The sequence below is a fragment of the Falsihalocynthiibacter sp. CO-5D18 genome (assembly GCF_041205445.1).
In the GTDB taxonomy this organism is placed as follows: Bacteria; Pseudomonadota; Alphaproteobacteria; order Rhodobacterales; family Rhodobacteraceae; genus Falsihalocynthiibacter; species Falsihalocynthiibacter arcticus.
The window spans coordinates 32,919-57,991 of sequence record NZ_JBGFCF010000013.1; the positions used below are offsets into that span (position 1 = coordinate 32,919).

The window sequence follows — 25,073 nt, forward strand, 5'->3', positions numbered from 1 at the left end:
AGCAGGGCAGCTGTAATGGGAAGGACAATATTATGACCGAGATCAGTCGCGTTGCTTTGTTTGGAAAGCTGAATTCGCTGGGGTATAAATCCGTCGAGGGTGCCACAGTTTTTTGTAAAATGCGGGGCAACCCCTATGTTGAAATCGTACATTGGTTGGCGCAAATCGTACAGCTTCCTGACAGCGATTTTCATAAAATCATCACGCATTACAAAGTCGATCAATCACGCCTTGCTTCGGATATGACGCGTGCATTGGATGCGCTTCCGCGTGGCGCAAGCACGATTTCCGACCTGTCCCAGCACCTCGAAGATGCGATGGAGCGGGCATGGGTTTACGGCTCGCTGTTGTATTCAGCGTCGCAAGTTCGCACCGGTCACTTGGTTCTCGGGATGATGAAAACCAAGCAGTTGCAGAATATTTTTCTTGGAATTTCAAAAGAGTTCGCGCGTATCCTTCCAGATGATTTGGCCGATAATTTCGCCACCATCACAGAAGGGTCCCCCGAAGAGTCATTGGTAGCGATGGACGGCTCGCAGACGGGTGGCGGTGCGGTTCCGGGTGAAGCATCAGGCGCGATGTCTCCTGCGTCGATGGGCAAGGAAGAGGCCCTTCAGCAGTATTGCACAGATATGACCCAGCAAGCCAAAGACGGCAAAATCGACCCTATTGTTGGGCGCGATCAGGAAATTCGCCAGATTGTCGATGTGCTTATGCGCCGTCGGCAAAACAACCCGATCCTCACGGGCGAGGCGGGTGTTGGTAAAACGGCGGTCGTTGAAGGCTTTGCCCTTCGGATTGCCCGCGGCGATGTACCGCCTGCGTTGCAAGGTGCACGCCTTTTGGCGCTTGATGTGGGTCTATTGCAGGCGGGTGCCTCAATGAAGGGCGAGTTTGAAAACCGTCTTAAGGCCGTGATTGAAGAAGTTCAGGCTTCTGCCACGCCGATTATTATGTTTATCGACGAGACGCACACGCTTGTTGGTGCGGGTGGCGCTGCGGGAACGGGCGATGCCGCCAACTTGCTCAAACCTGCGTTGGCACGTGGTACACTTAGAACGATTGGCGCGACAACTTGGGCCGAGTATAAAAAACATATCGAAAAAGATCCGGCATTGTCGCGTCGTTTCCAAGTGGTTGCAGTGGAAGAGCCCAGTGTCCCTAAAGCGATTTTGATGATGCGGGGCATCGCGTCGATGCTCGAGAAACACCACGGCGTTCAGGTCCTTGATGAGGCAATCGAAGCTGCAGTTAAGATGTCTGCGCGGTATATTCCCGCCCGCCAATTGCCCGACAAATCGGTAAGCGTGCTTGATACAACCTGTGCGCGGGTCGCGATTAGCCAACACGCCGTTCCAGCCGAAGTGGATGATTGCCGCAAGCGCATCGATTCTTTGACCACCGAGCTTGAGATTATCGACCGCGATGGTACCGCCGGTTATGACGTCGAAGATCGGCGTATGGTCATTTCGGAACTCAAGAAATCCGAAGAAACGCGTCTCGCTGAGCTGGATGTGCGTTGGGAAGCGGAGAAGGTTGTCGTCAAAGACATCCTCGACTTGCGAGCTCAGTTGCGCGAAGGCGCGGCGGCGGTTGATACTGCGAATGATCCCGTGGCCGAGGCTGTGCAAAGTGAAGACCTTCCAGAAGGGGAGGAAGCGCAAGCGGCTGAGACGTCTGTTCTGGATGCAGAAGCGCGCGCCGAGTTGATGGCGCAACTCAAAGCCAAAAATATCGAACTTCAGGCGCTTCAAGGCGAAACAGGCCTGATCCTTCCGATTGTCGATGAACAGGCCGTCGCGACGGTTATTGGGGATTGGACTGGGATTCCGGTTGGGCGCATGGTGAGTGACGAGCTGGAAACAGTTTTGAACCTTGAAACGCATCTCGCCAAGCGGGTCATCGGCCAAGATCACGCGATGAAAATGATCGCCAAACGTATCCAAACCAGCCGTGCAAAATTGGACAATCCGTCCAAGCCAATTGGTGTTTTCCTTCTGGCGGGGACATCCGGCGTGGGCAAAACGGAAACCGCTTTGGCAATCGCCGAAGTTCTGTATGGCGGTGAGCAAAATGTCATCACGATCAATATGTCCGAATATCAGGAAGCGCATACGGTCAGCAGCCTGAAAGGGGCACCTCCCGGCTATGTGGGCTACGGCGAAGGCGGCGTTTTGACCGAAGCTGTGCGCCGCAAACCCTATTCCGTTGTGCTTTTGGATGAGGTTGAAAAGGCCCACCCGGATGTGCACGAGGTGTTTTTCCAAGTCTTTGATAAAGGTGTCATGGAAGACGGAGAAGGACGGGTCATCGATTTCAAGAATACATTGATTTTGCTTACGTCAAATGCGGGCTCTGACCTGATTATGGATATGTGCGCCGACCCAGAATTGATGCCTGAAATTGATGGTATAACCAAGGCGCTGCGGGAACCGTTGCTCAAGATTTTCCCAGCAGCCTTGTTGGGTCGTCTTGTGACCATCCCCTATTATCCTTTGTCTCCGGATATGATCGGCAAGATCACTGTCCTTCAATTGAACCGTATCAAAAAGCGGACCATGGAAAATCACGGTGTTCCGTTTGAATATACCGACGCTGTGGTTGATGAAATTGTGAATCGCTGTCAGGAACTTGAGTCTGGTGGGCGGATGATCGACACTATTGTGACCAACACCATGTTGCCTGAAATTTCTTCGGAATTTTTGACGCGCATGATGGAGGGCAAGCATGTGTCCAAAGTGTCCATCGATGTGAAAGACCACGATTTTGTCTATAGCTTTGAATAAATAGACATTCTCGAATATGGTAGGCACACCTGAGGGTTCTTGGGTTTGCCTGCTAGCTTTGAATAAACTGAAAATCGGCCTGACTTGGGCACGATCGGCGCCGTAATCAAAAGGGGGATGGCATGAAAAGCAAATCAAATTATGCCATGGAGATGACTGCCGATGGGCAAGAACTTCCTGTCAAACTTATTGCCGGAATCGTTGAGGGGGCAATGAATACCGTGCCCCTAGCGCGGATCGAATTTGTGTCAAATGATCTCTTGTTAGATTTGGGTGAGTTCGTCGGCAAAAGTATGGATGTCAAGATTTTCGGAGAGGACGAAAAACAGCAGTACTTTTGCGGTATTTGCGTGTGTGCGGAATATTTGGGGTCGTCATCGGGAAATGGTCATTACCTCGCCGAAATTCGACCATGGATTTGGTTTTTGTCTAGGAAGCAAGACAATCGCATTTTTCAGAACCAGACAACCACCGAAATTGTAAAGAATGTCCTGAGCGAACACGGTTTTAGCGCTAACTTGAAAACTTCCCTTTCGGGGGCTGAGGCGGTACGCGAGTATTGCGTTCAGTACCGTGAAACGGATCTTGAATTCATCACGCGCCTTCTTGAGGAAGAGGGAATTTACTTCTTTTTTCAATACAAGGATAGTCAGGCGAAAATGGTACTGGCGGACTCGATCGCGGCGCATTCTAACGTGAAAGTCGACAGCAAACTTCCCTTTCGCGACGACGAAGCAGAACTGCAATTGGACCATTTTTATCGATGGGACGCGGCGGAGAAGGTTGTCAGCGGAAAAGTAACTCTGGATGACTATAATTTTGAGAGACCTAAAGCAGATCTCACATCTGTGGCCTCGAAGGACAGTGGCAGTCACACCTATAGCGATTACGAAATTTACAAATATCCAGGCCGCTATCTTGAAACCGAAGTTGGGGAAAATTTTTCGAAATATCAGATGGATGCGACGGCCGCAGCCTTTCAATCGTGGAGTGCCGAGGGGAATATTTTGAACCTCGGTGTTGGTGATACATTCGAGTTGATTGATCATCCTCGGCACGACACGGGGTCTGAAGACTTCATGATAACTGAACTCAAGCAATATTTTCTTTTGGAAGCAGGGAGTGGTTCCAAAATAAAGCCTTTGCTAAAAGAACGAGAAGCTTTTGGGCTGAGCGAGTATGAGCACACACGTATTCAATGCAAAGTTGTTAGAAAAGATGCCGCTTTTAGAATGCCGGAGATTACTCCTAAGCCAGAAATACACGGTGTTCAAACCGCCGTCGTAACGGGGCCGAGTGGCGAGGAAATCCATACGGATAAGTATGGTCGTATTAGGGTTCAGTTCCATTGGGATCGCGAAGGCAAATACGATGATAAGACGACGTGTTGGATCAGAACAATGATGCCAGTGGCTGGTAAAAACTGGGGCACAATTGCGATTCCTAGAATTGGCCACGAAGTTGTCATTCAGTTTGAGGAAGGAAACCCCGATCGCCCAATTTGCACAGGAGTGCTATATAACGCAGACAACATGCCACCGTATGAGTTGCCCAAAAACGCAACGCGGATGGGGATGAAAACCAACAGTTCCAAGAGCGGCGGTGGCTTTAGCGAACTTATGTTTGAGGACAAGAAGGGCGATGAGTTGGTGCGGTTTCAGTCCGAAAAGGACTACGTTCAAACCATCAAAAACAGCGCCCACGTCAAGGTCGGATACCCTTACGAAGAGGATTGCCTTAAGGCGGAAGCTGATGGCGAAAAGAGTATGAAGGTTGAGATTGAGAACAATCTGGATGAGATTATTGAAAAAGGTAATCACACATTTACCGTATCAGCGGGCGAACAAACGATTGCGGTCAAGAAGGACAAAACTGAGACGATCGAGGGGAAGTCTACGCAGGTAATTACCGGAAATGTGACCGAGACCGTCAAGCAAGGCAACGTCAAGCGAGAGATAAAATCCGGCAATGAATCCACAACGATTTCGATGGGCAATTTCACTTTGGACACAAAGGCTGGTAAAATTGACATGACGGCAATGCAGTCGATCACTTTGAAAGTCGGCCCATCAAGCATTAAAATTGACCCAAGCGGGGTTACAATTAAAGGGCCGATGATCAAGATAGAGGGCACCGCTATGATCGAGGCCAAAGCGCCGATGACCCAAGTTAAGGGCGATGCGATGCTTGTTTTAAAGGGCGGTTTGACCACCATCAACTAGGGGAGGCGCAGGATGACGACAGATTACACCGACCTCAAAAAAGTCCCAAATCAGCCCGCCGTGCGATTGCTTGCTATGGCGAATGCGAAACTGGGTACCAAAGTAAAGGCGCCCGCGAACGCCAGCGTTTCGACCGTTTTACAGGAACTCGACGGCGCGGAAGCCTATATCGATATTCTGCGTTTGATGTCTGTTGCTTTGCCGCCGCGCGAACGATGTTGGTGGGCATGCCTTGCCGCACGCGATGTTGCTGGGCCAGATGTTGAAAGCCTTCCAGCCCCCCTTTTGGCGGCGGAAAAATGGGTGCGAAGCCCCTCGGATGAAACAAGAGAGGCGGCGCGTGTGGCCGTTGAGCTTGCGGATATGGATGACGACACAGTGCATTGCGCGATCGCGGTTGTCTTTAGTGCGGATACGCTTGGACCGGGAAACCTTGCGCAATACCCAGCGCCTGCGGGGGCCTCTCAGTCGTCAGCGTTTGGGATGAATATTATCGCAATGGGCATGGGCGAGGATATCGCGGTGACGGCGAAATTGTTGATCGACCGAGCGCTGAATATTGCCCGTGGCGGCAATGGCAATGTTACGTTAAACAAACAAAAAGACACACAGGAGATGCCGTCTTGACGCCCGCAGCTCGTATTACAGATATGCACGTTTGCCCGATGGTTACACCGGGAATTCCGCCGATTCCTCACGTTGGGGGGCCGATTGCGCCGCCCGGAGTTCCGACCGTTTTGATCGGAATGATGCCTGCCGCTCCGCTTGGAAATATGGCGATTTGCGTTGGTCCGCCTGATGCTCTGGTCAAAGGGTCCGCGACTGTTATGGTCGGTGGGCGACCTCTTGTGCGGATTGGCGATTCAACGGCTCACGGTGGCGCTGTCGCCGGGCCGGGATGTCCAACCGTTCTTGTGGGGGGATAGCCGCTACAATGACCGTTATCTTACATTTTCAATCGACGGGTACCATTCCGGGCAATGCACAGCCATTTCGGATGTCTGGAGCGTCGATGACGATTGGGCGCTCCGATCAAAACGACCTCGTTTTGCCCGACCCCGACAAAGTGATTTCGGGACGCCACAGTGCGATTGAGGATCATGGCGGCAATGTTGTGGTTATTGATTTCTCGACCAATGGCACCTTCTTAAATTACAATAAAGCCGCGCTTGGCCCCACGCCCACCCCTTTGAATGACGGCGATATTTTGTCGATTGGCACCTATGAGTTGTTGGTCGAGATCGCGGCTGGAGTGCCTGCTGGAGTGCCGGATTCCTTTGAGTCACAATCTGATTATCAATCCGCCCCACTGACAACGGGCGCAGCCCAGATTATGGATGTCCTAGACGATTCATCGGGCGATGATTTCTTGGATGACCTCCTTGGTCCGAGTACGCCGATTCAGGGCCACCAAAGCGTGATACGCGACCAGATAGGGGATGACGGACTCATGCCGCCGATGGGCGATGACGACGACGATTTAATGATGCCTCGGCAAGAGGAAAATCGCGATCAGGGTGCGAGCATTTCTGAACATTCTTCCTCTTTGGAGGACTCCTTCTCAGCGTCCGCCCCAGCGTCAAGCGCAATTCCTGACGACTGGGATTTGGGCGATTTGGGCCCGATTGATGGTTCAGATGCACAGGATGCTTCGCCTTTAGACCCCTTTGCAGTCCCCCCTGTTCCCACGCCCATCGTTGAAATTCCAGAAGAGCCATTGGATGTTGCACCTGTCGCTCCGCCGCCCCGCGTTGAAGTAACATTAACGGCGCAAACTGTTGCGACACCGGTTGCCACCACAGGGGATGATCGCGCCGCGCGTGCCTTTTTGAACGCGCTGGGCGAGGGGGCTTTGTCCTGTTCGGACGATGCTCTTGAGGAAACGATGGACCGTCTTGGGAAAGTTATGCGCACGATGATCCTTGGTGTGCGCGAAATTCTCATGACTCGCGCAACGATCAAATCGGAATTTCGGATTAATCAAACCATGATCAGTCATGGCGGGAACAACCCGTTGAAATTTTCCGTTAGTCCCGAGCAAGCCATTGAGAGTATGGTGAAACCAACGACCAAAGGATACATGGATGCGGTCGCTGCGTCAGAACAAGCTCTGACCGATATCAAAGCGCATGAAGTCGCAATGATGACAGGAATGGAAGCCGCCTTGAAGGGGGTTTTGGCAAAAATGGAGCCAAAAGCTCTGGTGAAATTGATCGAGTCTGATCGTGGTTTTCGCTCCCCTTTGACGAATAAAAAGGCCAGCTATTGGGACGGTTTTGAACATAAGTATCAAGAGATAGTGGATCAGGCGGAAAATGATTTCCAAGATCTATTTAGCAATGAATTCGCAAAGGCCTATCAAGACCAGCTTGATAGGTTGAAGTGATGCACAGCCTAGCTGGGAGTTGAAGCAACTATATGTCGTGGGATAGCAAAGTATTGTGGACCGAGGGGCTGTTTTTACAGCCTCACCATTTCCAACAGGCAGACCGATACACCGAAGCGCTCGTTGCCGGTTTGGCGCGGCGTATTGCACCCTATGCATGGGGCGTTACTGATCTCGAGATTGATCAAGACGTTCTAAAGGTTGGTCAATTCGCGATTAAATCCTGCTCGGGTTTGACACAGGACGGCACCGTGTTTCGCGTGCCTAATGTCGAAGATCACCCGCCAGCGTTGGATGTTCCCGCGGGAATCAAAGATTGTGTTGTCTATTTAAGCGTTCCGCAACGCCGTCAGGGCGCAGCCGAAGCCGATACCAGTGGGACCGAATTGTCGGCGACACGGTTTCGCTCCTCTGAGGTTGAAGTTACCGATACTACGGGCTCTGGCAAAAAGGCGGCGACGCTGACCGTTGGGAAATTACGTCTGCAATTCGCGCTTGAGGTTGATGATCTGGCCGACCGTTTGGTCATTCCGATCGCGCGGATTGTTGAGGTGCGCCCAGACCAAGAAGTGATTTTGGATGGCGCGTTTATTCCGTCCTGTCTTGACCTGCGCGCGGCCCAAACCCTCGACGGGTTTGTGCAAGAACTTGAGGGTTTGTTGAACCATCGGATGACCGTTTTGTCAGGCCGCATGAGCCAAAGTGGCAGTGCAAAAGGGGCGGCGGAAATTCAGGATTTCCTTTTGCTTCAGACAATCAATCGCGTCTTGCCCGTGATACGCCATCTCCAGATGATTGAAAATGTACACCCCATTCAATTTTATCGGGACTGTGTTTCGCTGGCAGGCGAGCTTTCGACGTTCATGGCACCGGAAAAACACCCGCCGCAATTTCCGGCGTATCAGCACCACGATCTCTCGGCGACATTCGCGCCCGTAATCCGACTATTGCGCCAGTACCTCTCTGCTGTGTTGGAGCAAACAGCGGTTTCCATCCCGCTTGATCCACGCAAATACGGAATTTCCGTTGGTGTGATTGCGGATCGTAAACTGTTGAGCACGGCTGGATTTGTCCTTGCCGTGAGCGCGGATATTCCTGCCGAAAACTTGCGGCGGCATTTCGTAGGGCAATCCAAGATTGGCCCTGTTGAGGAAATTCGCCAGTTGGTGAACTCGGCTTTGCCTGGCATTCCGATGCGGCCCCTTCCGGTGGCGCCGCGCCAAATCCCATTCAACGCGAATTGTGTGTATTATGAATTGGATGGCACCAACCCCTATTGGGGAAAAATGACCACTTCGGGCGGCATCGCCGTGCATGTGTCTGGAGAGTATCCGGGGCTTAAAATGGAGCTCTGGGCGATCCGTAAGAGCTAGAAGAATTGTGAGATAACGATGTCAGATGACGACCCATTTGCGGAACCAAACGACAACGAACGCACAGTGATCCGCCCCAATCCGGGAGGGCGGAGGCCTGCGTCAGCGCCTTTTGGCACAACGCCTGCTCCGGCTCCGGCGGCTCCTAGTCCTGTGGATTACAATGACCCAGCGGGTTTTAACGCGCCCGCTCCCGCGCCAGCGGCGCCCGCCCCAAGCGCGCCGCCACCTCAGCAAGATCAATCCGCAGTCGAGGATTTTACGGGCCTCAATCCGATCCATGCCGCAGCTTCAACGTTGTTTTCCCTCGTAAGCCGTATTCGCAACCGCGCCCAGCATGCCGATCCAGAAACCATGCGCCGTTCGGTGATTGCGGAAGTGCGGGCTTTTGAAAACCGAGCCATGCAAGCCAAGATCGATCCGCAAACGATCAAAGTAGCGCGTTACGCCATTTGTGCCACATTGGACGATGTTGTCCTCAACACGCCGTGGGGTGGCGCTTCCACGTGGGGCCAGCAATCTTTGGTCGCGACTTTCCATCGTGAAACTGTCGGCGGCGACCGTTTTTATGATCTTCTTGCACGTCTTGAAAAAGACCCCGCGCAAAATATCGACCTGTTGGAATTCCTATATGTGTGTCTATCGCTGGGGTTTGAGGGCCGTTTGAGGGTCGAGGCCGGCGGTGTTGATAAACATATGAACATCCGCACGGGGCTGGCGCGGATTATTCGCACGCAAAAGGGTGACATCGAGCATGATCTGTCGCCTCATTGGATGGGGTTGAATAAACCGTTGCGCCAGTTGTCAGCGTGGAAGCCTTTCTGGATATCGGTGGGCGCGCTGGCCGCCGTCATGACGATTGTGTTTCTAGTGCTTTCAAACCTGTTGTCGAACTCTACGGACAAAATATTGGCGCAGTTCACGGTGATTGATCCCACGGGTATTGCCGAATTGGAACGGCGCGCGCCGCCTATTGTGGTTGAACCTTCTGTAGAAGTTATCGCGCAGAAAGACCGTGTGTCGGAGATTTTGAAGGCTGAAATCGACGAGGGATTGGTTTCCGTTTTTCAGGACGCCAACACTATTACAGTGCGGATCAAGGGCAAGGACATGTTTAAATCCGCATCGGATTCGCTCACTCCTGCCTTCTTGGTGCCGCTCTCTCGGGTCGCAAACGCGCTCAATGACACCAGAGGACAAGTTATTATCGCAGGCCACTCCGATAGTTCCCCCATTCGGTCGGCGCGGTTTAAAAACAACATGGCTTTGTCGTTGGCCCGTGCGGAGATGGTTCGCAAAAGCATTTCACCCGAATTGGATGACGCCAGCCGTTTGGTCGCCGAAGGGCGCTCTGATACGGATCCGATTGCGAGCAATGATACGTCGGAAGGCCGCGCTGAAAATCGGCGCATCGAAATTATTCTGCTGCGCGAGGAACTGACGGAATGAAGAAAGTGCTTAAAGCCTTAGGATCGGGGATTGGCATTACCGTCATCCTCTCGCTCATTTTGTCGGTTTGCCTTTGGTTCCTCGGGGGCTTTCTAGGGTTTGGCGATTGGCATCCATTTGACAGTGTTATGGGGCGCCTTATTGGGTTGGCCCTTCTCTGGATCGTTGCGCTTCTGATTATTCTCACGATTTTGTTGGTCCACAGCAAACGTGACACAGACCTTGCCGATGACTTTGCAAGCATGGCCGATGAGACGGGTGCGCCAGATGAGGCCGTGACCGAAGAACTTGGTGAAATGGGCGCCAAGCTGAAGGCCGCGATGCTCGGTCTGCGCAAATCCAAACACGGGCGCAAACACTTGTACCAGCTGCCTTGGTACGTGATTATTGGCCCACCCGGTGCGGGGAAAACCACCGCGATTGTCAATTCTGGTCTGCAGTTTCCTCTCGCGGATGAAATTGGAAAAACCGCTGTTGGCGGTGTTGGTGGCACGCGAAATTGCGACTGGTGGTTTACGGACAATGCCGTTTTGGTCGATACGGCGGGACGCTATACCACCCAAGAAAGCGATGCCGAAGCCGATAACGCCGCGTGGCTTGGATTTCTGGGGCTACTTAAAAAACATCGCAAAAGACAGCCGATTAACGGGGCCATTATTGCCATCAGCCTGTCTGATCTTTCGATGCAAGATGAGCTAACCCAAAAAGGCCACGCGACTGCGCTGCGCCGTCGGTTACAAGAGTTGCGCGAAAAACTTGGGGTGCATTTCCCTGTTTACGTGCTGTTTACCAAAGCCGACTTGATCGCGGGTTTTTCCGAGTTTTACGAACCTTTGGGCAAAGTGGAGCGCGAGCAGGTCTGGGGCTTCACGCTGCCGTTGATCACCAAAAAGGCCAAAGTGTCGCCGATTGCTACGTTTGATGAGGAATTCTCGCTGTTGTTGCAACGCCTGAATGCGCAATCTTTGGAACGGATGCAAAACGAGACCGACATTCAACGCCGTAGTATGATCGCGAGTTTCCCCGCGCAAGTGGCCTCGGTTCAGGGTGTCGCGCGGACGTTTTTGGCGGAGCTATTTCAAGAGAATAAATTCGAAGATCGCCAAATGCTTCGAGGAATTTACTTCACGTCGGGCACCCAAGAAGGCACGCCGATTGACCGTTTGATGATGGGCATGGCCCGCACCTTTGGCATTGGTCGCCAAGCGATTGGCTCGGGGCGCGGAACGGGGCGATCCTATTTCCTGACGCGCCTCTTTGATCAGGTGATCTTTCAAGAAGCTGGTCTTGTTTCGGCTGACGACAAGGTAGAACGTCGGTATCGATGGACCAAACGCGCCGCTTTTGCCGCCGCTATTTCCGCCGCCATCTTTATGGGCGTCGTTTGGGCACAGAGTTTTCAGGGCAATACCGCCGTTGCAAAGGCTACCCAAACAGACCTCGATGCCTATCGGTCGGCCATTGCGCAAATTCCGCCAAACCCCGTCGGGGATACAGATCTGGCCTCTATTATTCCCGCGCTCAATATTTTGCGCGATCTTCCTGACAATCCACAAATGGACGCTGATCTATCGTCCGAAGGCAGGGGATGGGGCCTGTTTCAAGGCAAAATCATGAACAACCAAGAACGCCAAAGCTATCGGGCGTCGTTGAACCAATTTTTGCTGCCGCGGCTTTTCTTGCGACTTGAAAACCAACTGCAAACAAACATCAACAATCCCGATTTGCTCTATGACGCTTTGAAAGTTTACCTCATTTTGGGGCAGGTTGGTCCGCTCAATCGCGACTTAATCATCAATTGGATGCAATCCGATTGGGAGCAAGCGTTTCCAGATACTCGTGGCGAACCCATGCGAGAAGACTTGCTTGGGCATTTGGACGTTCTGTTATCCGCGCCCCTTGACCCCATCGCGCTGAACAATGATTTGGTCGAAGCAGTCCAACGTGTGTTGACGCAAATGCCGCAATCGCAGCGGGTGTATAACGGGATTATAAATTCCGCAGCCGCGACTGAGCTTCCTGCTTGGCGGCTCACGGATATCGGTGGCCCTGCTATTACGCGCGCCTTTAGTCGCTCATCGGGGAAGCAACTTAACGACGGGATTCCCGGCATTTACACCTACGCTGGCTTCAACGAGGTCTTTCTGGAGGAAGCTTTAGGGATCGCAACCCGCATTCAGCGCGAAAGCTGGGTCCTCGGCGAAAGCGCGCAACAGGAACAAAGCCAAGCCGCGCTTATGGCAATGAGTCGAGATGTTTTGGACCTCTACTATGGTGATTTCGTCTTGCAATACGACACGTTGCTCGGCGATCTCGATATCATTCCCATGAGTGACTTGGCGAATGCTGTCGAAGTTACCAACGTGTTGTCTGGGCCAACGTCACCCATTGGCAATGTTTTGGAAGCGGTATCTTACGAAACAAACCTAACCGCCGAGAGCGATGAAGGGAATGGTACAGCGGCGGTTGCAGATGGGGCGCAAACCATCGGAACGCGTCTGGCGCGGCGCGGGCTTTCCACGAATGGGCGGATTTTCCTTGAGGCCATGACCTCAGCGCAAACTGAAACAGGCGGTAAACCACAACCTCCGGGCCAGTTTGTCGAGGATCACTTTGCGTGGCTGCACCAATTGACAAACAAACCCGAAGAGCAAGGGTCACAGCTGGACGAATTGATCGATATCCTCAAGGATGTGTATCAGGACCTTAGCAATCTTAATTTCGCGGGTGGCATCGGTAACCCACAAGATTCAAGTGTTGCACTCCAGCGCTTTCAGGCAGCCGTCGGTCGGGTTTCAAACGGACCTATGAAGCGGTGGTCTTCGCAAATTGTTGTTGGTTCGTCAGGAATTGCAACGGAGGGAACGCGCGCTGGGATAAACGCCCAGTGGCAGCAAACGGTTCTGCCAATCTGCGAACGCGTCGCTAACAACACGTATCCGTTTACACACCGCGCCCGTGCCGAAGCAGCCATTCCAGACTTTTCGGCTTTGTTCCGGCCCGACGGGGAGATGGACAAGTTCTTCAAGGATAACCTCGCAAAATTTGTGGATGTTCAGACAAGCCCTTGGAGCTTTAAACAGGTCAACAATACCGACTTGGGGATCTCTCAGGCCGTGTTGCAGCAATTTGAAAACGCGGCCCAAATTCGTGATGCCTTCTTTGCGGGATCGCCTGTAATCAACGTTGGCTTTCAAATGACGCCCGAAGCACTCGATCCAAAAGCGCGCGGAATTCTATTGGAGATTGATGGTCAGCCCGTGACTTTTCAGCATAAAGATAAAATCCCTCGACCGGCGGCTGTACGTTGGCCCGGACCCGTTGGTGGTGCACGCATATCGTTCACTCCGGAGAAAAGAAATTCGGAAAGTGCGATCACACAAACGGGTCCGTGGGCGTGGTTTCGCATGTTAGACTCTGCGGAGGTTCGCAACACGAATGTTCCCGATAGAAAGCGGGTCATTTTTAATATTGGCGGGCGCATCGCTATCTTTCAGATGCAGACCAGCACGGCCCTCAATCCCTTTGCTTTACCGGCGCTGACCAAATTCAGCTGCCCGAAATCTTTTTGATCGTGGCTGGGTTTGGTGCCTTTGGGAAAATTCCCAGTTTGGGAGATTTCTTCCGAATTAATGTTTCGTCGGACTTTGTGCGACCGTGGGACCAGTGGCTTCAGATGGGCCTGAGTAATGTGCGCAATTCACTCGGGGAGGAGTGGCAGGCCTGCTATATGTCCGCGCCGATTTGGCGGTTTACGTTAAGCGCTGGGCTTGCGGGGCAAAATGCGGCGATGGGCGTTCTAATGCCGTCAGTGGATCGGGTTGGGCGGGCGTTTCCTCTTACGTTGGTCACGCCAATCGCCTTGCTAACTGAGGTTTCTGACGCACATTTGTCCGCAACGGCGACCTTTGAGGAATTGGAACTTGTCGCCCTAGATGCGCTCGAAGACAGCATGACCACCGAGGCGTTAAGCACGCGTTTGAGTGCCATTCCGCTCGTTGGGGAAGGTCCTCAGGCTTCGCCGAAATCCCGCAGCATATCGCCTACCAGCGTTTGGAGCGCGCGTCTTGACGAGGACACGCGGACTATCCGGTGTTCTGGGTTGCCGGATGAGTGTGAAATGGAAGGGCTTTTTAATTTAGAGGCCGCAATTTGGAACACAAATGACCAACGGATAGGGGCACAGACATGAGGGCGATACGCCATAACGCAGTGACCCATGTTGGGAAAGTTCGCAAAATCAACGAAGACAGTATCCTTGCATTAGGGGACCAAAATATCTGGGTCGTGGCCGATGGTATGGGAGGGTATTCGGGAGGCGATTTTGCGTCGCAAACGATTGTCGATGCCGTTGCGATGCTGCCGCTTGACCTTGAGCCTGCCAATCGAATGGTAGCGTTGCGTAAGGCTATTTTTGATGCGCATCAAATCATATTGGACGAGATTGAATCGCGCGGCGGCGGTACCATCGGTGCGGCCGTGGTTGCGCTGATGATTTCGGGGCAGCACCTTGTTTGTTTTTGGGCGGGGGACTGTCGCCTTTATCGGTTGCGCGACGGTAAAATTGAGCTGTTAACCTCGGACCATTCGCTGGTAGCCGAACTGGTCCACGCGGGGCAGTTGACGTGGGACGAAGCCGAGCACCACCCACAATCAAACGCGATTACGCGAGCTGTAGGGGTCGGCGATGACCTTGAGCTTGATAAAATACGTGGAACCTTGGAGCCTGGTGACCGGTTTTTACTGTGTTCAGATGGCTTGAATAAATACGCAGGGTTTGAAAAACTGCAGCAAGCGATCACGGGAGCGCCGATTGAAACCGTTTCCGAGAAGCTTCTGAATATAGCCTTGGAGGGCGGTGGCGCGGACAACATTTCCATCATCGTTGTGGATGTCGCTTAGCGGGCGGCCTACGCGTTTTGCGCGCAGGCCGATCTGATTTATGGCCGTTCTGCCGTGGTGAGTATCCGGCTGTCAAGCGAGCGAATTGTGCCTGAACGTGCCTTGAGAGCCGCCGCATAACCGCCAGCTGATTCCGTCGTTGGGCGTATGCCATCGAATATTTGCGTGTCAGAGTAGATCGCGATAATTTGGGTTTTCCCCAGCGACGTGGCATCGACATTAAACGCCAATTTACTGCCATCTGCCGCGTCATCAAGACTGTAAGCAACCCGAATGTCGATTGGTCCGCTGCGCCCATCGCGCAAGGAGGCGATGCTGTTATCTTTGATCAATACGTTGGGCAAAAGGTGAAAAACACTACCCGAAACATCCAAGGCAGATACGAATAAATACCCATCCGTGAGGTCGGCGGGCAAGGTGATGTCGATGATGGGATTGTCCCCAACAAAGAATGTGCCCGTTGGGTTTGGTGTGTTGTCTGGCCCCAATCCAAAGGTGACGCCAACGCCGCCCGTCGGGACCATAGGCAGGGCGCCACTTATCGAACAAAGAGTGGGATTTAGCACCTCGAAGTCTAGATCGAGGGATCGCTCGCCAATAATCGCGGCCAAAGTTTCCGCCAAATTTCCCTTCGTGGTCTCGTTCGCAACACGGCCCGTGACAGTGATCACGTCGGCATTGGAATAGCCAATAGCGGGCGGGTTGATGACTTGTAACTCGCCGCAATCGGCATAGCCGTTGAGTGCTGGCAGGAGCGCGGCAACCGGTAGGATTCGGGGGCCCAGTTCAATATTCGCGGTACCGGTTAAACCGGCGGGAATACCGTTTCCGGCGAATAAATCATTTAGGCGTTGCTGTTCAGACGCGTCATTGGTGAGGCCCGTGATGCGCACTTGATTGGCATTCAGGAGGACGCGCCATTCGGGCAGGCCACTAACATTATTGACCAACTGCAGGACATCTTTCCCCCAAGTTTCGGCAATCTCTCCACTGGCCAAAGTCAACTCCGCCGAGCCGCCCAACTTGGTCATTAATTGGGTCAGTTCCAGCTGTATGTCTTCGGAAGGAACGTTGCCAACCGCCTGTGCGGTTCCGTTTTCCGAACGACTGGCCACGAAGGTAAAGGGATCGGCAAAAGGGTAGCTCGTCGTGACAAGTCCGCCGAACAACCCAGAAAAATATCCGCCGGCGCCGCCTGCCAAAACCAGCAGGACCGCTAGAGTAGGGATAAGGAGGCTGCGCGATTTTTTAGGGGGCTGTGGATCTTGGCGCGCGCTCTTGTTCTCAGTTGTTTTGGGCTTGGCCTTGGAAAGTGGGACGATGACTGTGCGGTCCATGTCCTCCAATTCCGTCGGAATTTCCGAGGTGCTATCCTGTGGGTTCTGAAGTCGATCAAGGACTGCTTGTGCCGATTGCAAACGAAACTCGCGGTCGGGATGCGTCATGGCATCAAGGAGCGATTTTAAGGGTTCCGGAACGCCAGATGTATCAAGGACCTCTGACTTTCGCTTGATGACCTCCATCGGGTTGTTGCCAATATCGGGCGCTTTACCTCGGTAGGTCGCCAGCAAAAGCGCGCCGAGGGAATAGATGTCCGCACGGGCATCCGTTTGACCGCTAAGTTGTTCGGGTGCGGCATAGGCATACTTCCCAGCGAATTCATTGCCAACAATCGTCTCGGCACCAGGGTTGGTATCCTTTGCAATGCCAAAATCAATGATCACCGCATCATGCGGATTACCGTCGCGCAGAATTATATTATCTGGTGAAAGGTCACGATGAACGATGTTTTTCTTGTGGGCCGCGACCAACCCTTCGGTGACGCGTTTGCACAAAATGAGCAGCTCGTCGGCGGGCATCCCACCGTCCTTGATTTTTCTATCAAGTCCCGGCCCTTCGACATAATCCATCACCAAATAGATCAGCCCGCTGTCGGTCTGTTGGTTGTCATAATACCGTACAATTGCATCATGACGGATTTCGCGCATGTCCTCCTCGCGAGTCATCAGCGCGCGAAAATCCTCATCCAACGAGTACTCTGGTCGCAGCGCTTTGAGCGCCATGACGCGACCAGAAATCACACTGGTGGCGAGGTACACTTCGGATGTACCACCGCGACCAAGGACTTTTTCAATTCTGTAAGTATTGTTCAGCACATCGCCGATCTGAAAAATACCGCGATTGCTATTTGAATTCACAGAATATCCTTGCGCGATTCTTTAGGGAGTGTGGAGGAACGGCTTGCACCGAATTTAGCCAAGAGCCTGAAACTCGACCCTACGGTTTTTATCGGCATTGGGGTCTGCGGGATCAAACAGATTGCGTTCGCCAACGCCAAGCGCTTCCATACGATCCTCAGGGAACCCGCAGTCAGTGACAAGGAAACGTTTAACTTCTTCGGCCCGCAATTTTGAAAGGCGTTCGTTATACTCCGCAGAACCGGAGGCATCCGTGTGCCCAAGAATACGAATTTGTTGAACATCGGCCGCTTTAAGAGCTGAACACAATTCAACCAGCTTTGGGAGTTGATCGCTACGCAAGGCCGCTGAGTCAAAATCAAAGGAAACGTTCAGATTTACTTGTTCGTCTTTGGGGACAATATCCGTGTTCAGTTCCGCTGTTGGAGCGACGGTGGCCGCAACAGTCTCTTGTGCCGCAGCATCGGTTTCGGTCGCATTTTCGTTGGCGGGAACCGCAACAACAAGGCCACGGGTTTTTTGGGCACTAAACCGTTCCGTCATTTCCTCAGCGGTCATATCGTTGTTGGATTGTGAAAATACAGGGGAGCCGAAAGTCGTGAGCGCCACCATAGCTGATGTGAAAAGGATTAAACCGTGTTTTGTCATGCCTAAAGACTCCATTGAAATGGAACATAAATGTTCTTCTTGATTACCGTAACATGGCTAGATTTTAAAATCACTTTCATAATTCTTGAAAACGGCCAGTATCACGCTGTATGTCGCGGGACTGTTGACACGCGGCAAGGCTTACCGCAAACATAAAACGAATAATTTAATCAGGAATATTTCCACTGAAGCGCCTCATCCCCATTGTTGTCCTGACGATTGTTTTGCTTTTGGCTGCCCTAGCTTGGCTGGTCATTCAAACAAGTGGCGGACAGGACGATTATTCCAATGAACCCGGAATTGACAGCGGCGCGCGGATTGAGATTGAAGGGTTGCGACAGCAGATCGAAGCGCTTCGTGGCCAGATCGAAGCTCTGCAAAATCAAGTTCAGCAATTGGGGTCGGCTCCGCAGGCTATGCCTCAGATGAACGACCAACCTTTTGTCAAAGAGGGACCAAATACCATTTTGGATGCTTATGCACAGGTGGTTTTGATTGCGAACCGACGCGAAGTAAACAAGGGAATTGTGGTGGGTGGGCCGTCTTTTTTGGAATCTTTCTTGGGGCGACCGAGGGAAGTTCTGAGCGACGATTGCGAACCGATGACCAATCCAAAACTTAAGGATTTATTGGTTTTGGCGGATGTGGGTCCGATAAAAGTGAATATGCTTCAGCCTGCGGTCGATAGTTTGAACCGCGTGTTTGAAAAAGTTCGCGCGACCGACCCCGACCTTTATGAGCGTATAAATACTGCTGGCGCGCTTTGTGTGCGGCAAATTCGGGGCACCGTTGGGCGCACGTCTACCCATTCCTTTGGCCTGGCCGTTGATCTAAATATCGACGGACACCTTGATACGCTGGGCGATGGAAAGACCCAATTGGGCCTAACCATTTTGGCGGATTTTTTTAACGAAGAAGGCTGGGTCTGGGGCGCGGGTTTCACCCGGGAAGATTCGATGCATTTTGAAATCAGTCGGCAGATGCTGGAGCAATGGCGTTTGGAAGGTAAGATTTGACGCGATTATCCTTCCATTCATGTTGCGTGTCGCCGAGAGAGACTGCCTAAAATCTAGGGGCGAAAATTGAAACAAGTCGGTGAACTACAGTCCGAGTTGAAGGACATTTTGGGAGAGCTTCGTGAATCGGTCGAAGTTGTCGGTGCCGAGTTGATCAAATCGGAGCAAGCCGATACGGCGCGCGTCACGTTGGCGATGAGTCGAATCTCAATGGTTGCCCGAAAGTTTTTGTTTTTTGTCCCCGAAATAGCGAATGCGCGCACTGCTGAAGTCGAATTGAACGGTTCGCTCTCTGCTCTTGAGACGCAGAAATGGGCCGAACTGACCAGTGAAGCCACCCATTCTCGCACATGGATGACCCAATGGTCCGCAATTGAAACCCTCATCCGCAATCAAATTCCGCCACAAAGGCGCAAATTGTTTAAACCTTCCGTTGCCACGGATGACATTTCGATTTCCCAGAATATGGTCAATGATCAATTGTTGGATTCCCTTTACAAAACTTTGAACAATACCAAGCAGAATGAAACGGCCCGCGAGCATGGGTGTTATGCCGACATCGCCTTCCCACAGAGTGTGTTTATTGAGCATGTCCATGCCGCGCGACGTATCCTGTTGGCGCGACGTCCAAGGCATCCGGTTCGGTTTCTGGATGTGGGATGCGGCGGTGGGTTGAAAGTTTTGAGCGCTTCGGCATTTTTTGATCGCGCAGATGGGCTCGAATTTGATCCAGGTTACGTTGCCGCCGCTGAGACTCTCTTTAAGAATACCCGAGCGGATCGCTGTAACGTCATCGAAGCAGATGGGTTGAATTATGCGCATTATGATAACTATGACGTTGTGTATTTTTACCGACCCATGCGCCATATCGAAATGCTAAGACAGCTAGAGGATCAGATCATAAAAACCGTGCGACCGGGCACTTTGATCATCGCACCATACACTATTTTCGAACATCGATTTAAGGAGCTTGGATGTGCGCGGGTCGAGCGTCAAATTTATATCACCCAAGTGAGCCAATCAGATGCAGACAAATTGCGCCGCGACGCCGAATTTACCGGCAGTTTTGCGCAATTTCCCCCGCCCATTGCCTCCACTATTTGGGACCCGATCCTCAAGGCGTCGAGAGCGATGGGATTTAAGGCCGGTGTCTAATCCAAAATGAAGGTTAAGTTGGGTCAATACAAATTTGGCCTGCGATTTCACTAAAGGCGGATACTTTTGCGGGTGTGTCGTCCTGCACACCGATAATTGCCATGCGGACGTCCGAGCGACCTTGCGTGAGATCATGCATGGCATGGAGATCGTGACAGTAGAATGTGTTGCACAGAGGTGCACGCGAGGTGCGTTCAAGGGTGCAGCCTTGATCCGATTGAAACACGCAAGCCGCCCGAACGGATGCTTGGGGAAGGGCGTCCGTATAGTGGGCAATAACGTCCTCCTGAAGTAATTCCTGATTCTGACTGAGATACCCAAGAATTGTTTTTACGGTGAGGAACGCATGGTTTTCACCGCCACCTCTCGCACAACAGAACCCTTGGCAGGTACTACAGGCGGCATCGATTATTGAATGCTCGGCACTGGAATTTGGTGAAATTTCGGCGTTCTCAAGGGCACTTGAACCAAGGGCGAACGCCTCTTCGACGATTTTTTCCAAATGCTGCCGGAAGGCTTCGCGGTGCGCGGGAGGGAGGGGCTCAACTGGGTTGTTTTGGAAGGGGACGACCGCAATCAGAAGGTCGTCCGTATCGCAATTTAGGTGGAACGCGGCTGTTGCAATGGCGGATGCCTTCCCTTCTTTTGCAGAGTTTTGTCGTTCAATATAGTCTTGTTCTCTTTGGTCTTTTTGCGCCTGAACACCACGGGAAATATGCGCAAGGAAGCAAGGCTCAGCGCCACAATGCCCTGGCTGCAGGAGTTGATGCGTGGAAATGGCTGCAGTGCAATAGGGGCAAACGGGGGATGTGAGCGCCTTTTTGAAATCTCCAAACTCTTCGTCTTGTTGCATCACATTGTCCCGTGTTTTCGGTTCTTAAAAGGTCTTAAGCCGCAAGTTTCGCCAATTCAGCCGAGAGGGCCTTGGCATCAGAAATGGTTTTTTGCAAAGCCGCAAGCTTGGATTGGTCCGTCGCTCCAGAAGGTTTCGCATTCAGCACCGCATTCACACGTGCGCTGGTTTGCGGGTCCATTCCCGACAGCGCATTTTTTTGCTGGAGGATTGTGAACTTCAGTTTCGCAAGCTCACTTTCAGACGCCTTGATTTGCGCCTGTAAGTTGGCTTGCTCGGCCCGCAAATCCGAATTGCGGCTTTGGGAGGCGACAACGGCTTGCTCACGCTCATCAATCCGCGCGTCATAGCCGCCAGACGAAATTCCTTGAACACCATTAAAAAAACCGCCGTCCGCAGGATCGCTGCTTGAAACACAGGCGGACAGAAGGAAACTACAGCCGAGAATTGGTAGAAATTTATGCATCTATTTGCCCCTACAACTGGTTTTCTAGATCATTGGCGATGGCTTTCATCGACGTAATTTGTTGCGCCAAGGCGGCGAGGTCGGGGTCGATTAAGGATGTGTTATTGTTGGCCAACACAAGGCCACGAACCTGACCTAACTCGGCTTGACGTCGGTCCGCCCCTTCAATAGCCAACTGCATATTGAGCAAGTTCGCATTGGCATCGGCGAGTTCGGCGTACAAAGCTTCCGGCGATGCGCCACTATTTACCCGCGCGCGCACGGATTTAAGCTCCGCTTCCTGAACGGCCAGAACTTCCCGCATGACATTTATTGTTTGTTGAATTTCGGCGGAATTCGCGTCGATATCAGACTTCACAGCGTCGAGGCGTTGCTCATTGTTGCTGTACTGTTTCTGAAGAAACGCGACGTAGGTTCCCGCCGATCCGCCGATGACCATGCCAAAGCCAATGGCAGGGCCGATTGAAATCGCACCCCTTCTGTTCGAGCTCAAAGCCCCTGCGAGGAGAGCCCCTGCGACCGCACCTTCTAGGATGGTTTTTTGCATCGCGGTGGCTTGCCGTTGAAGTTGCTTTTCCGCGGAACTTGCTGAGACGGTTGTCGTTGGCGCAATGGCCATCTTTTTAGGACTGGTTTGCGTCGGGCCGCAGGCGACAAGGGCAAGCGAAGCCACGGTTGTAAGGAGTGTTAGCCCTCTGAAATAACGTCTACGAGCCATGCGTAACTTCCTTTTTGTGATTCATTCGCGTCAGAAATATGTTTCAAAAATAAATTTGCGTCGTTGAATAGTCGTTGGTTATTTAGCCCCATATCGCGGGAGCGCTCTTCGCCGCCAATGAGGGCGACCGTCGCCCCTTTGGGCATAAAGAGTACGGCCCGATTGAGGATTTCGTCGTAATATGTGCGACTTTGATCAAGCCTTTGTAAAATCGTATCACGAGAGTCCTCAATGGCTTGCATATCTTTTTTGGCAATTTCCAAAATGGGGAGGGCATCGGGGTTGGTCAGGGCAATTTCTGTGATTTGCACAAGCGCAGTTTGGGCGATGACACGGGTGCGATCAACGCTGCGCAGGGCAACGATATCGGTGCGCATGCGTTGCAGGGTTGTGGCGGCAAGAAACATTGAGCCTTGGCCTGCGTCGGTGAATAACTGTTCAAGGCTCGCGTCATTGGGGAGGGCCAATTGCGAACGATAGGCATTCATTGCGACTTCGATGTCGGCATTTAGATTGCGGGTTGTGCCCGCTTGCGCGGTGTCATTGGACGCGTAGAACCCCAATGCGGCCAGCGCGGCACTCACTTGTTCAATATCGGCAGAGGCGAGAAGGTCTTGGCTGTTGCCAGAAATTGTCTGGCTTTTTTGCAACATCGCCACGCGGTCGCGGGCAAAATCCGCAAACAGGCCATCGGGGAACTGCTCCAAATATGCGCTGAATTCGGCAGGATTTGTGCTGCTGGAGATTCTGCGCCATTCGGCGAATTCGAGCGTATTTGGGTCCTTCGGGGTCGCATCAATACTTGCTGGAACGAAATAATGCTCGCCCAGTACGGCTTCCTCCACCCACGGCACCTGTTGGCCCTGCGTCTCAAGAACCACTTGTTGGCGCACCCGACCCAACATTAATCGCGCCTCAAGTCCGGGGGTCGCCAAGTTTTTCAGAAGAGCAGAGGTAAACACACTGTTTGCGCCCGTGCCATCAAAGGCAACATTTCCGGGATCAGTGGCATAGGCGATGAGCAAACCCGCGCCCCCTTTGGTGCGCACCAATCCTTTTTCCACCTGCCCTGCATCGGCGAACGGGTTGTTGCGGCATGCGTCCAAAATGAGCATCCCAATGTCTGGCGCTGCGGCCTCAAAGACGTCGCGCACTTGGGTCAATGTCATCGATGCGCGGCGTAGGTCTTCTTCATTGATTGTGTCGATATCCGTGCCGATTAGGTAGTTTTGGCCTCCAATCTGAACGCCATGCCCTGCATAGAAAAACAACGCGATCTCTGAGGAAGCCGCCTCAGCTTGAAAGGCAGACAACGACACTTGCATGCCCTGCGAGCTTTGGTCGATAACTTCAGTCACGGAAAAGCCCAAACTTCTGAGGGACTCGGCCAGCGCGATAACGTCATTCTTGGGGTTTGGAAGCGCAAGATCTGGGCGGCTATAGTCTGAATTGCCGATCAAAAGGGCCACGCGACCATCCGCGAGGGCAACCGAAGGTGTGATTGCCAGTATTGAGATAAGGAGTGCAATAATAATGCGCATTTACGGTCTTTCAAAATTCAAATTGGCGATTTTCAACCCCATGTTAGCCACACCATAGGTGTAAGTATATGTTCTCATATCCGTAAATAGTATGGATTGCGATGGGTGCGACTTGAATTGCCAAGACAAGAGAGCGGTTGCAAACAGTCCTCTAGCCTGCATAAATGCCTAAAATTCTCTGGGTTTACTGGGGAGGTTCCAATTGATTAAAGGACCACGATGATGGCGAAAACTTCAGTTCTTGACGATATGTTGACCGATATGGAGTCCGCCCCGCAAGAGTTTAAACCGACGAACTTTTGGAACAGTGGCCTCAAGAAAATTGTAGACGATATTCAGGAATTTGGGATTTCCAGTTTCCGTACCCATCCCTCTGCGCGCTTCTTTTACGTTCCGGTCTATGCGTCCAATACCTATGGTCGCTGGCGCCACATTCTGGACCCGATTTTGGCCAAGCTGCCACCGCGAAAACGCAAGCGCTGGGCCACGAGACTCACGCATTCTGATCGCGCCCGCGCGGATTATCGCTTGTACCGCGCCAGTGAGCGATCGGGCGGTTTGGATCTGGATAAGGTGAGTGAAAGCACCGATGTTGACGGTGAACGTTTTGAATTTGATGGGCGGGCCTATAGTTATCCCATGCTCAATTACATGCGCGCTCTCAACCTTTTGAAGCGCGAAGTCGACACCTCGGATTTTGCAAGCTGTTTGGAAATTGGCGGCGGATTTGGCACGCTTGGCGAGATATTCCTCAAGGCCCAATCCAATGGAATTTATGTCAATGTCGACATCCCGCCCGTTGCGGCCGTTTCGACGTGGTACCTACAACAGGTTTTTGGGGCGGATCGTGTGTTGGATTATTCCCAGAGCCGCTTGATGGATGAAATTGATCTTGAGGACCTGAAAGGTAAGTATAGCGCCGTGGTCCTGTGTCCGTGGCAATTGCCAAAGCTCAAAGGACAGTTTGACCTCTTTGCGAATTTCATGTCGTTTCAGGAAATGGAACCTGACGTGGTGGCCAATTACATATCGATCATTAAGCCACTGATCGCGCGAAACGTATTGGTCCGCAATCATGCGATCGGCAAAAAAGTCGCCGAAAAGAGTGGGGATATCGGGGTTCTTGAGCAGGTCACAACTGGCTTCATCGTCGAGAAATTTGATGGTTTTGACGTCTTGGCCCGCGATAGTTTTGTTCATGGCGCCCTATCTGAGGATGGGAAATACCAGTCCGAAGTCATCGTTTTAGAACGCAGTCCTAAATCCTAAATCGCGCGCCTTGATTACGTGAAACGCTTGTTGTGGACATCGACTTGCGCGAGGTTTAAAAACTTCTAACGCTCACCTAAGTAAAACGAGC

19 protein-coding genes are annotated in these 25,073 nt (G+C 52.3%); 13 read left to right on the forward strand and 6 right to left on the reverse strand.

Annotated features, from left to right (window positions below; genetic code table 11):
- Positions 1–32 precede the first annotated feature (32 nt).
- The 10 genes from tssH (at position 33) to AB9F27_RS16230 (ending at position 15,118) form a co-directional block, all read left to right on the forward strand.
- Positions 33–2,786: a type VI secretion system ATPase TssH gene (tssH, locus tag AB9F27_RS16185; RefSeq protein WP_335586825.1), complete on the forward strand. Its 2,754-nt coding sequence runs from the start codon at positions 33–35 to the stop codon at positions 2,784–2,786.
- 122 nt (positions 2,787–2,908) lie between these two features.
- Positions 2,909–5,008 carry a type VI secretion system tip protein TssI/VgrG gene (locus tag AB9F27_RS16190; protein ID WP_335586824.1) on the forward strand — a complete coding sequence of 700 codons (2,100 nt, stop codon included), beginning with the start codon at positions 2,909–2,911 and terminating at the stop codon, positions 5,006–5,008.
- Positions 5,009–5,020: 12 nt separating this feature from the next.
- The gene (locus tag AB9F27_RS16195) at positions 5,021–5,635 is read left to right on the forward strand and encodes a DUF6931 family protein (protein ID WP_335586823.1); all 615 of its coding nucleotides are present in this window, start codon (positions 5,021–5,023) and stop codon (positions 5,633–5,635) included.
- Positions 5,632–5,934: a PAAR domain-containing protein gene (locus AB9F27_RS16200; RefSeq protein ID WP_335586822.1), complete on the forward strand. Its 303-nt coding sequence runs from the start codon at positions 5,632–5,634 to the stop codon at positions 5,932–5,934. The genes AB9F27_RS16195 and AB9F27_RS16200 overlap by 4 nt, the downstream gene beginning before the upstream one ends.
- Positions 5,935–5,942: 8 nt before the next feature.
- Entirely contained in the window at positions 5,943–7,394 is a 1,452-nt protein-coding gene (gene tagH, locus AB9F27_RS16205; RefSeq protein ID WP_335586821.1) for a type VI secretion system-associated FHA domain protein TagH, read from the forward strand.
- Between the two features lie 32 nt (positions 7,395–7,426).
- Positions 7,427–8,767: a type VI secretion system baseplate subunit TssK gene (gene tssK / locus AB9F27_RS16210; protein WP_335586820.1), complete on the forward strand. Its 1,341-nt coding sequence runs from the start codon at positions 7,427–7,429 to the stop codon at positions 8,765–8,767.
- Positions 8,768–8,785: 18 nt separating this feature from the next.
- The gene (gene icmH, locus AB9F27_RS16215; protein ID WP_369757942.1) at positions 8,786–10,216 is read left to right on the forward strand and encodes a type IVB secretion system protein IcmH/DotU; all 1,431 of its coding nucleotides are present in this window, start codon (positions 8,786–8,788) and stop codon (positions 10,214–10,216) included.
- Positions 10,213–13,788 (forward strand): type VI secretion system membrane subunit TssM, encoded by a 3,576-nt coding sequence (tssM, locus tag AB9F27_RS16220; RefSeq protein ID WP_369757943.1) that lies wholly within the window; start codon positions 10,213–10,215, stop codon positions 13,786–13,788. The genes icmH and tssM overlap by 4 nt, the downstream gene beginning before the upstream one ends.
- Before the next feature lie 2 nt (positions 13,789–13,790).
- The gene (tagF, locus tag AB9F27_RS16225) at positions 13,791–14,408 is read left to right on the forward strand and encodes a type VI secretion system-associated protein TagF (RefSeq protein WP_335585339.1); all 618 of its coding nucleotides are present in this window, start codon (positions 13,791–13,793) and stop codon (positions 14,406–14,408) included.
- Complete coding sequence (locus AB9F27_RS16230) at positions 14,405–15,118, forward strand: protein phosphatase 2C domain-containing protein (RefSeq protein WP_335585340.1); 714 nt, start codon at positions 14,405–14,407, stop codon at positions 15,116–15,118. The genes tagF and AB9F27_RS16230 overlap by 4 nt, the downstream gene beginning before the upstream one ends.
- 38 nt (positions 15,119–15,156) lie before the next feature.
- Here the strand turns inward: AB9F27_RS16230 and AB9F27_RS16235 are convergent, their stop codons facing one another.
- The gene (locus AB9F27_RS16235; protein WP_369757944.1) at positions 15,157–17,316 is read right to left on the reverse strand and encodes a protein kinase domain-containing protein; all 2,160 of its coding nucleotides are present in this window, start codon (positions 17,314–17,316) and stop codon (positions 15,157–15,159) included.
- A gap of 54 nt (positions 17,317–17,370) precedes the next feature.
- Positions 17,371–17,964 carry an OmpA family protein gene (locus tag AB9F27_RS16240; protein ID WP_335585342.1) on the reverse strand — a complete coding sequence of 198 codons (594 nt, stop codon included), beginning with the start codon at positions 17,962–17,964 and terminating at the stop codon, positions 17,371–17,373.
- Positions 17,965–18,194: 230 nt separating this feature from the next.
- On the opposite strand from AB9F27_RS16240, the gene AB9F27_RS16245 reads away from it, so the two are divergent.
- Positions 18,195–18,980 (forward strand): M15 family metallopeptidase, encoded by a 786-nt coding sequence (locus AB9F27_RS16245; RefSeq protein WP_335585343.1) that lies wholly within the window; start codon positions 18,195–18,197, stop codon positions 18,978–18,980.
- A 66-nt stretch (positions 18,981–19,046) separates the two neighbouring features.
- Entirely contained in the window at positions 19,047–20,135 is a 1,089-nt protein-coding gene (locus AB9F27_RS16250; protein ID WP_335585344.1) for a class I SAM-dependent methyltransferase, read from the forward strand.
- Between the two features lie 13 nt (positions 20,136–20,148).
- Here AB9F27_RS16250 and AB9F27_RS16255 read toward each other — a convergent pair whose 3' ends face one another.
- The 4 genes from AB9F27_RS16255 to AB9F27_RS16270 are packed head-to-tail and all read right to left on the reverse strand — an operon-like array spanning position 20,149 to position 23,713.
- A complete protein-coding gene (locus AB9F27_RS16255; RefSeq protein WP_335585345.1) occupies positions 20,149–20,988 on the reverse strand; it encodes a hypothetical protein in 840 nt (279 codons plus the stop codon).
- 34 nt (positions 20,989–21,022) lie between these two features.
- Positions 21,023–21,454 carry a hypothetical protein gene (locus AB9F27_RS16260; protein WP_335585346.1) on the reverse strand — a complete coding sequence of 144 codons (432 nt, stop codon included), beginning with the start codon at positions 21,452–21,454 and terminating at the stop codon, positions 21,023–21,025.
- A gap of 10 nt (positions 21,455–21,464) precedes the next feature.
- Positions 21,465–22,172: a hypothetical protein gene (locus tag AB9F27_RS16265; RefSeq protein WP_335585347.1), complete on the reverse strand. Its 708-nt coding sequence runs from the start codon at positions 22,170–22,172 to the stop codon at positions 21,465–21,467.
- A complete protein-coding gene (locus AB9F27_RS16270; RefSeq protein WP_335585348.1) occupies positions 22,142–23,713 on the reverse strand; it encodes a caspase family protein in 1,572 nt (523 codons plus the stop codon). The genes AB9F27_RS16265 and AB9F27_RS16270 overlap by 31 nt, the downstream gene beginning before the upstream one ends.
- A gap of 222 nt (positions 23,714–23,935) precedes the next feature.
- On the opposite strand from AB9F27_RS16270, the gene AB9F27_RS16275 reads away from it, so the two are divergent.
- The gene (locus AB9F27_RS16275; RefSeq protein ID WP_335585349.1) at positions 23,936–24,982 is read left to right on the forward strand and encodes a putative sugar O-methyltransferase; all 1,047 of its coding nucleotides are present in this window, start codon (positions 23,936–23,938) and stop codon (positions 24,980–24,982) included.
- Positions 24,983–25,073 lie beyond the last annotated feature (91 nt).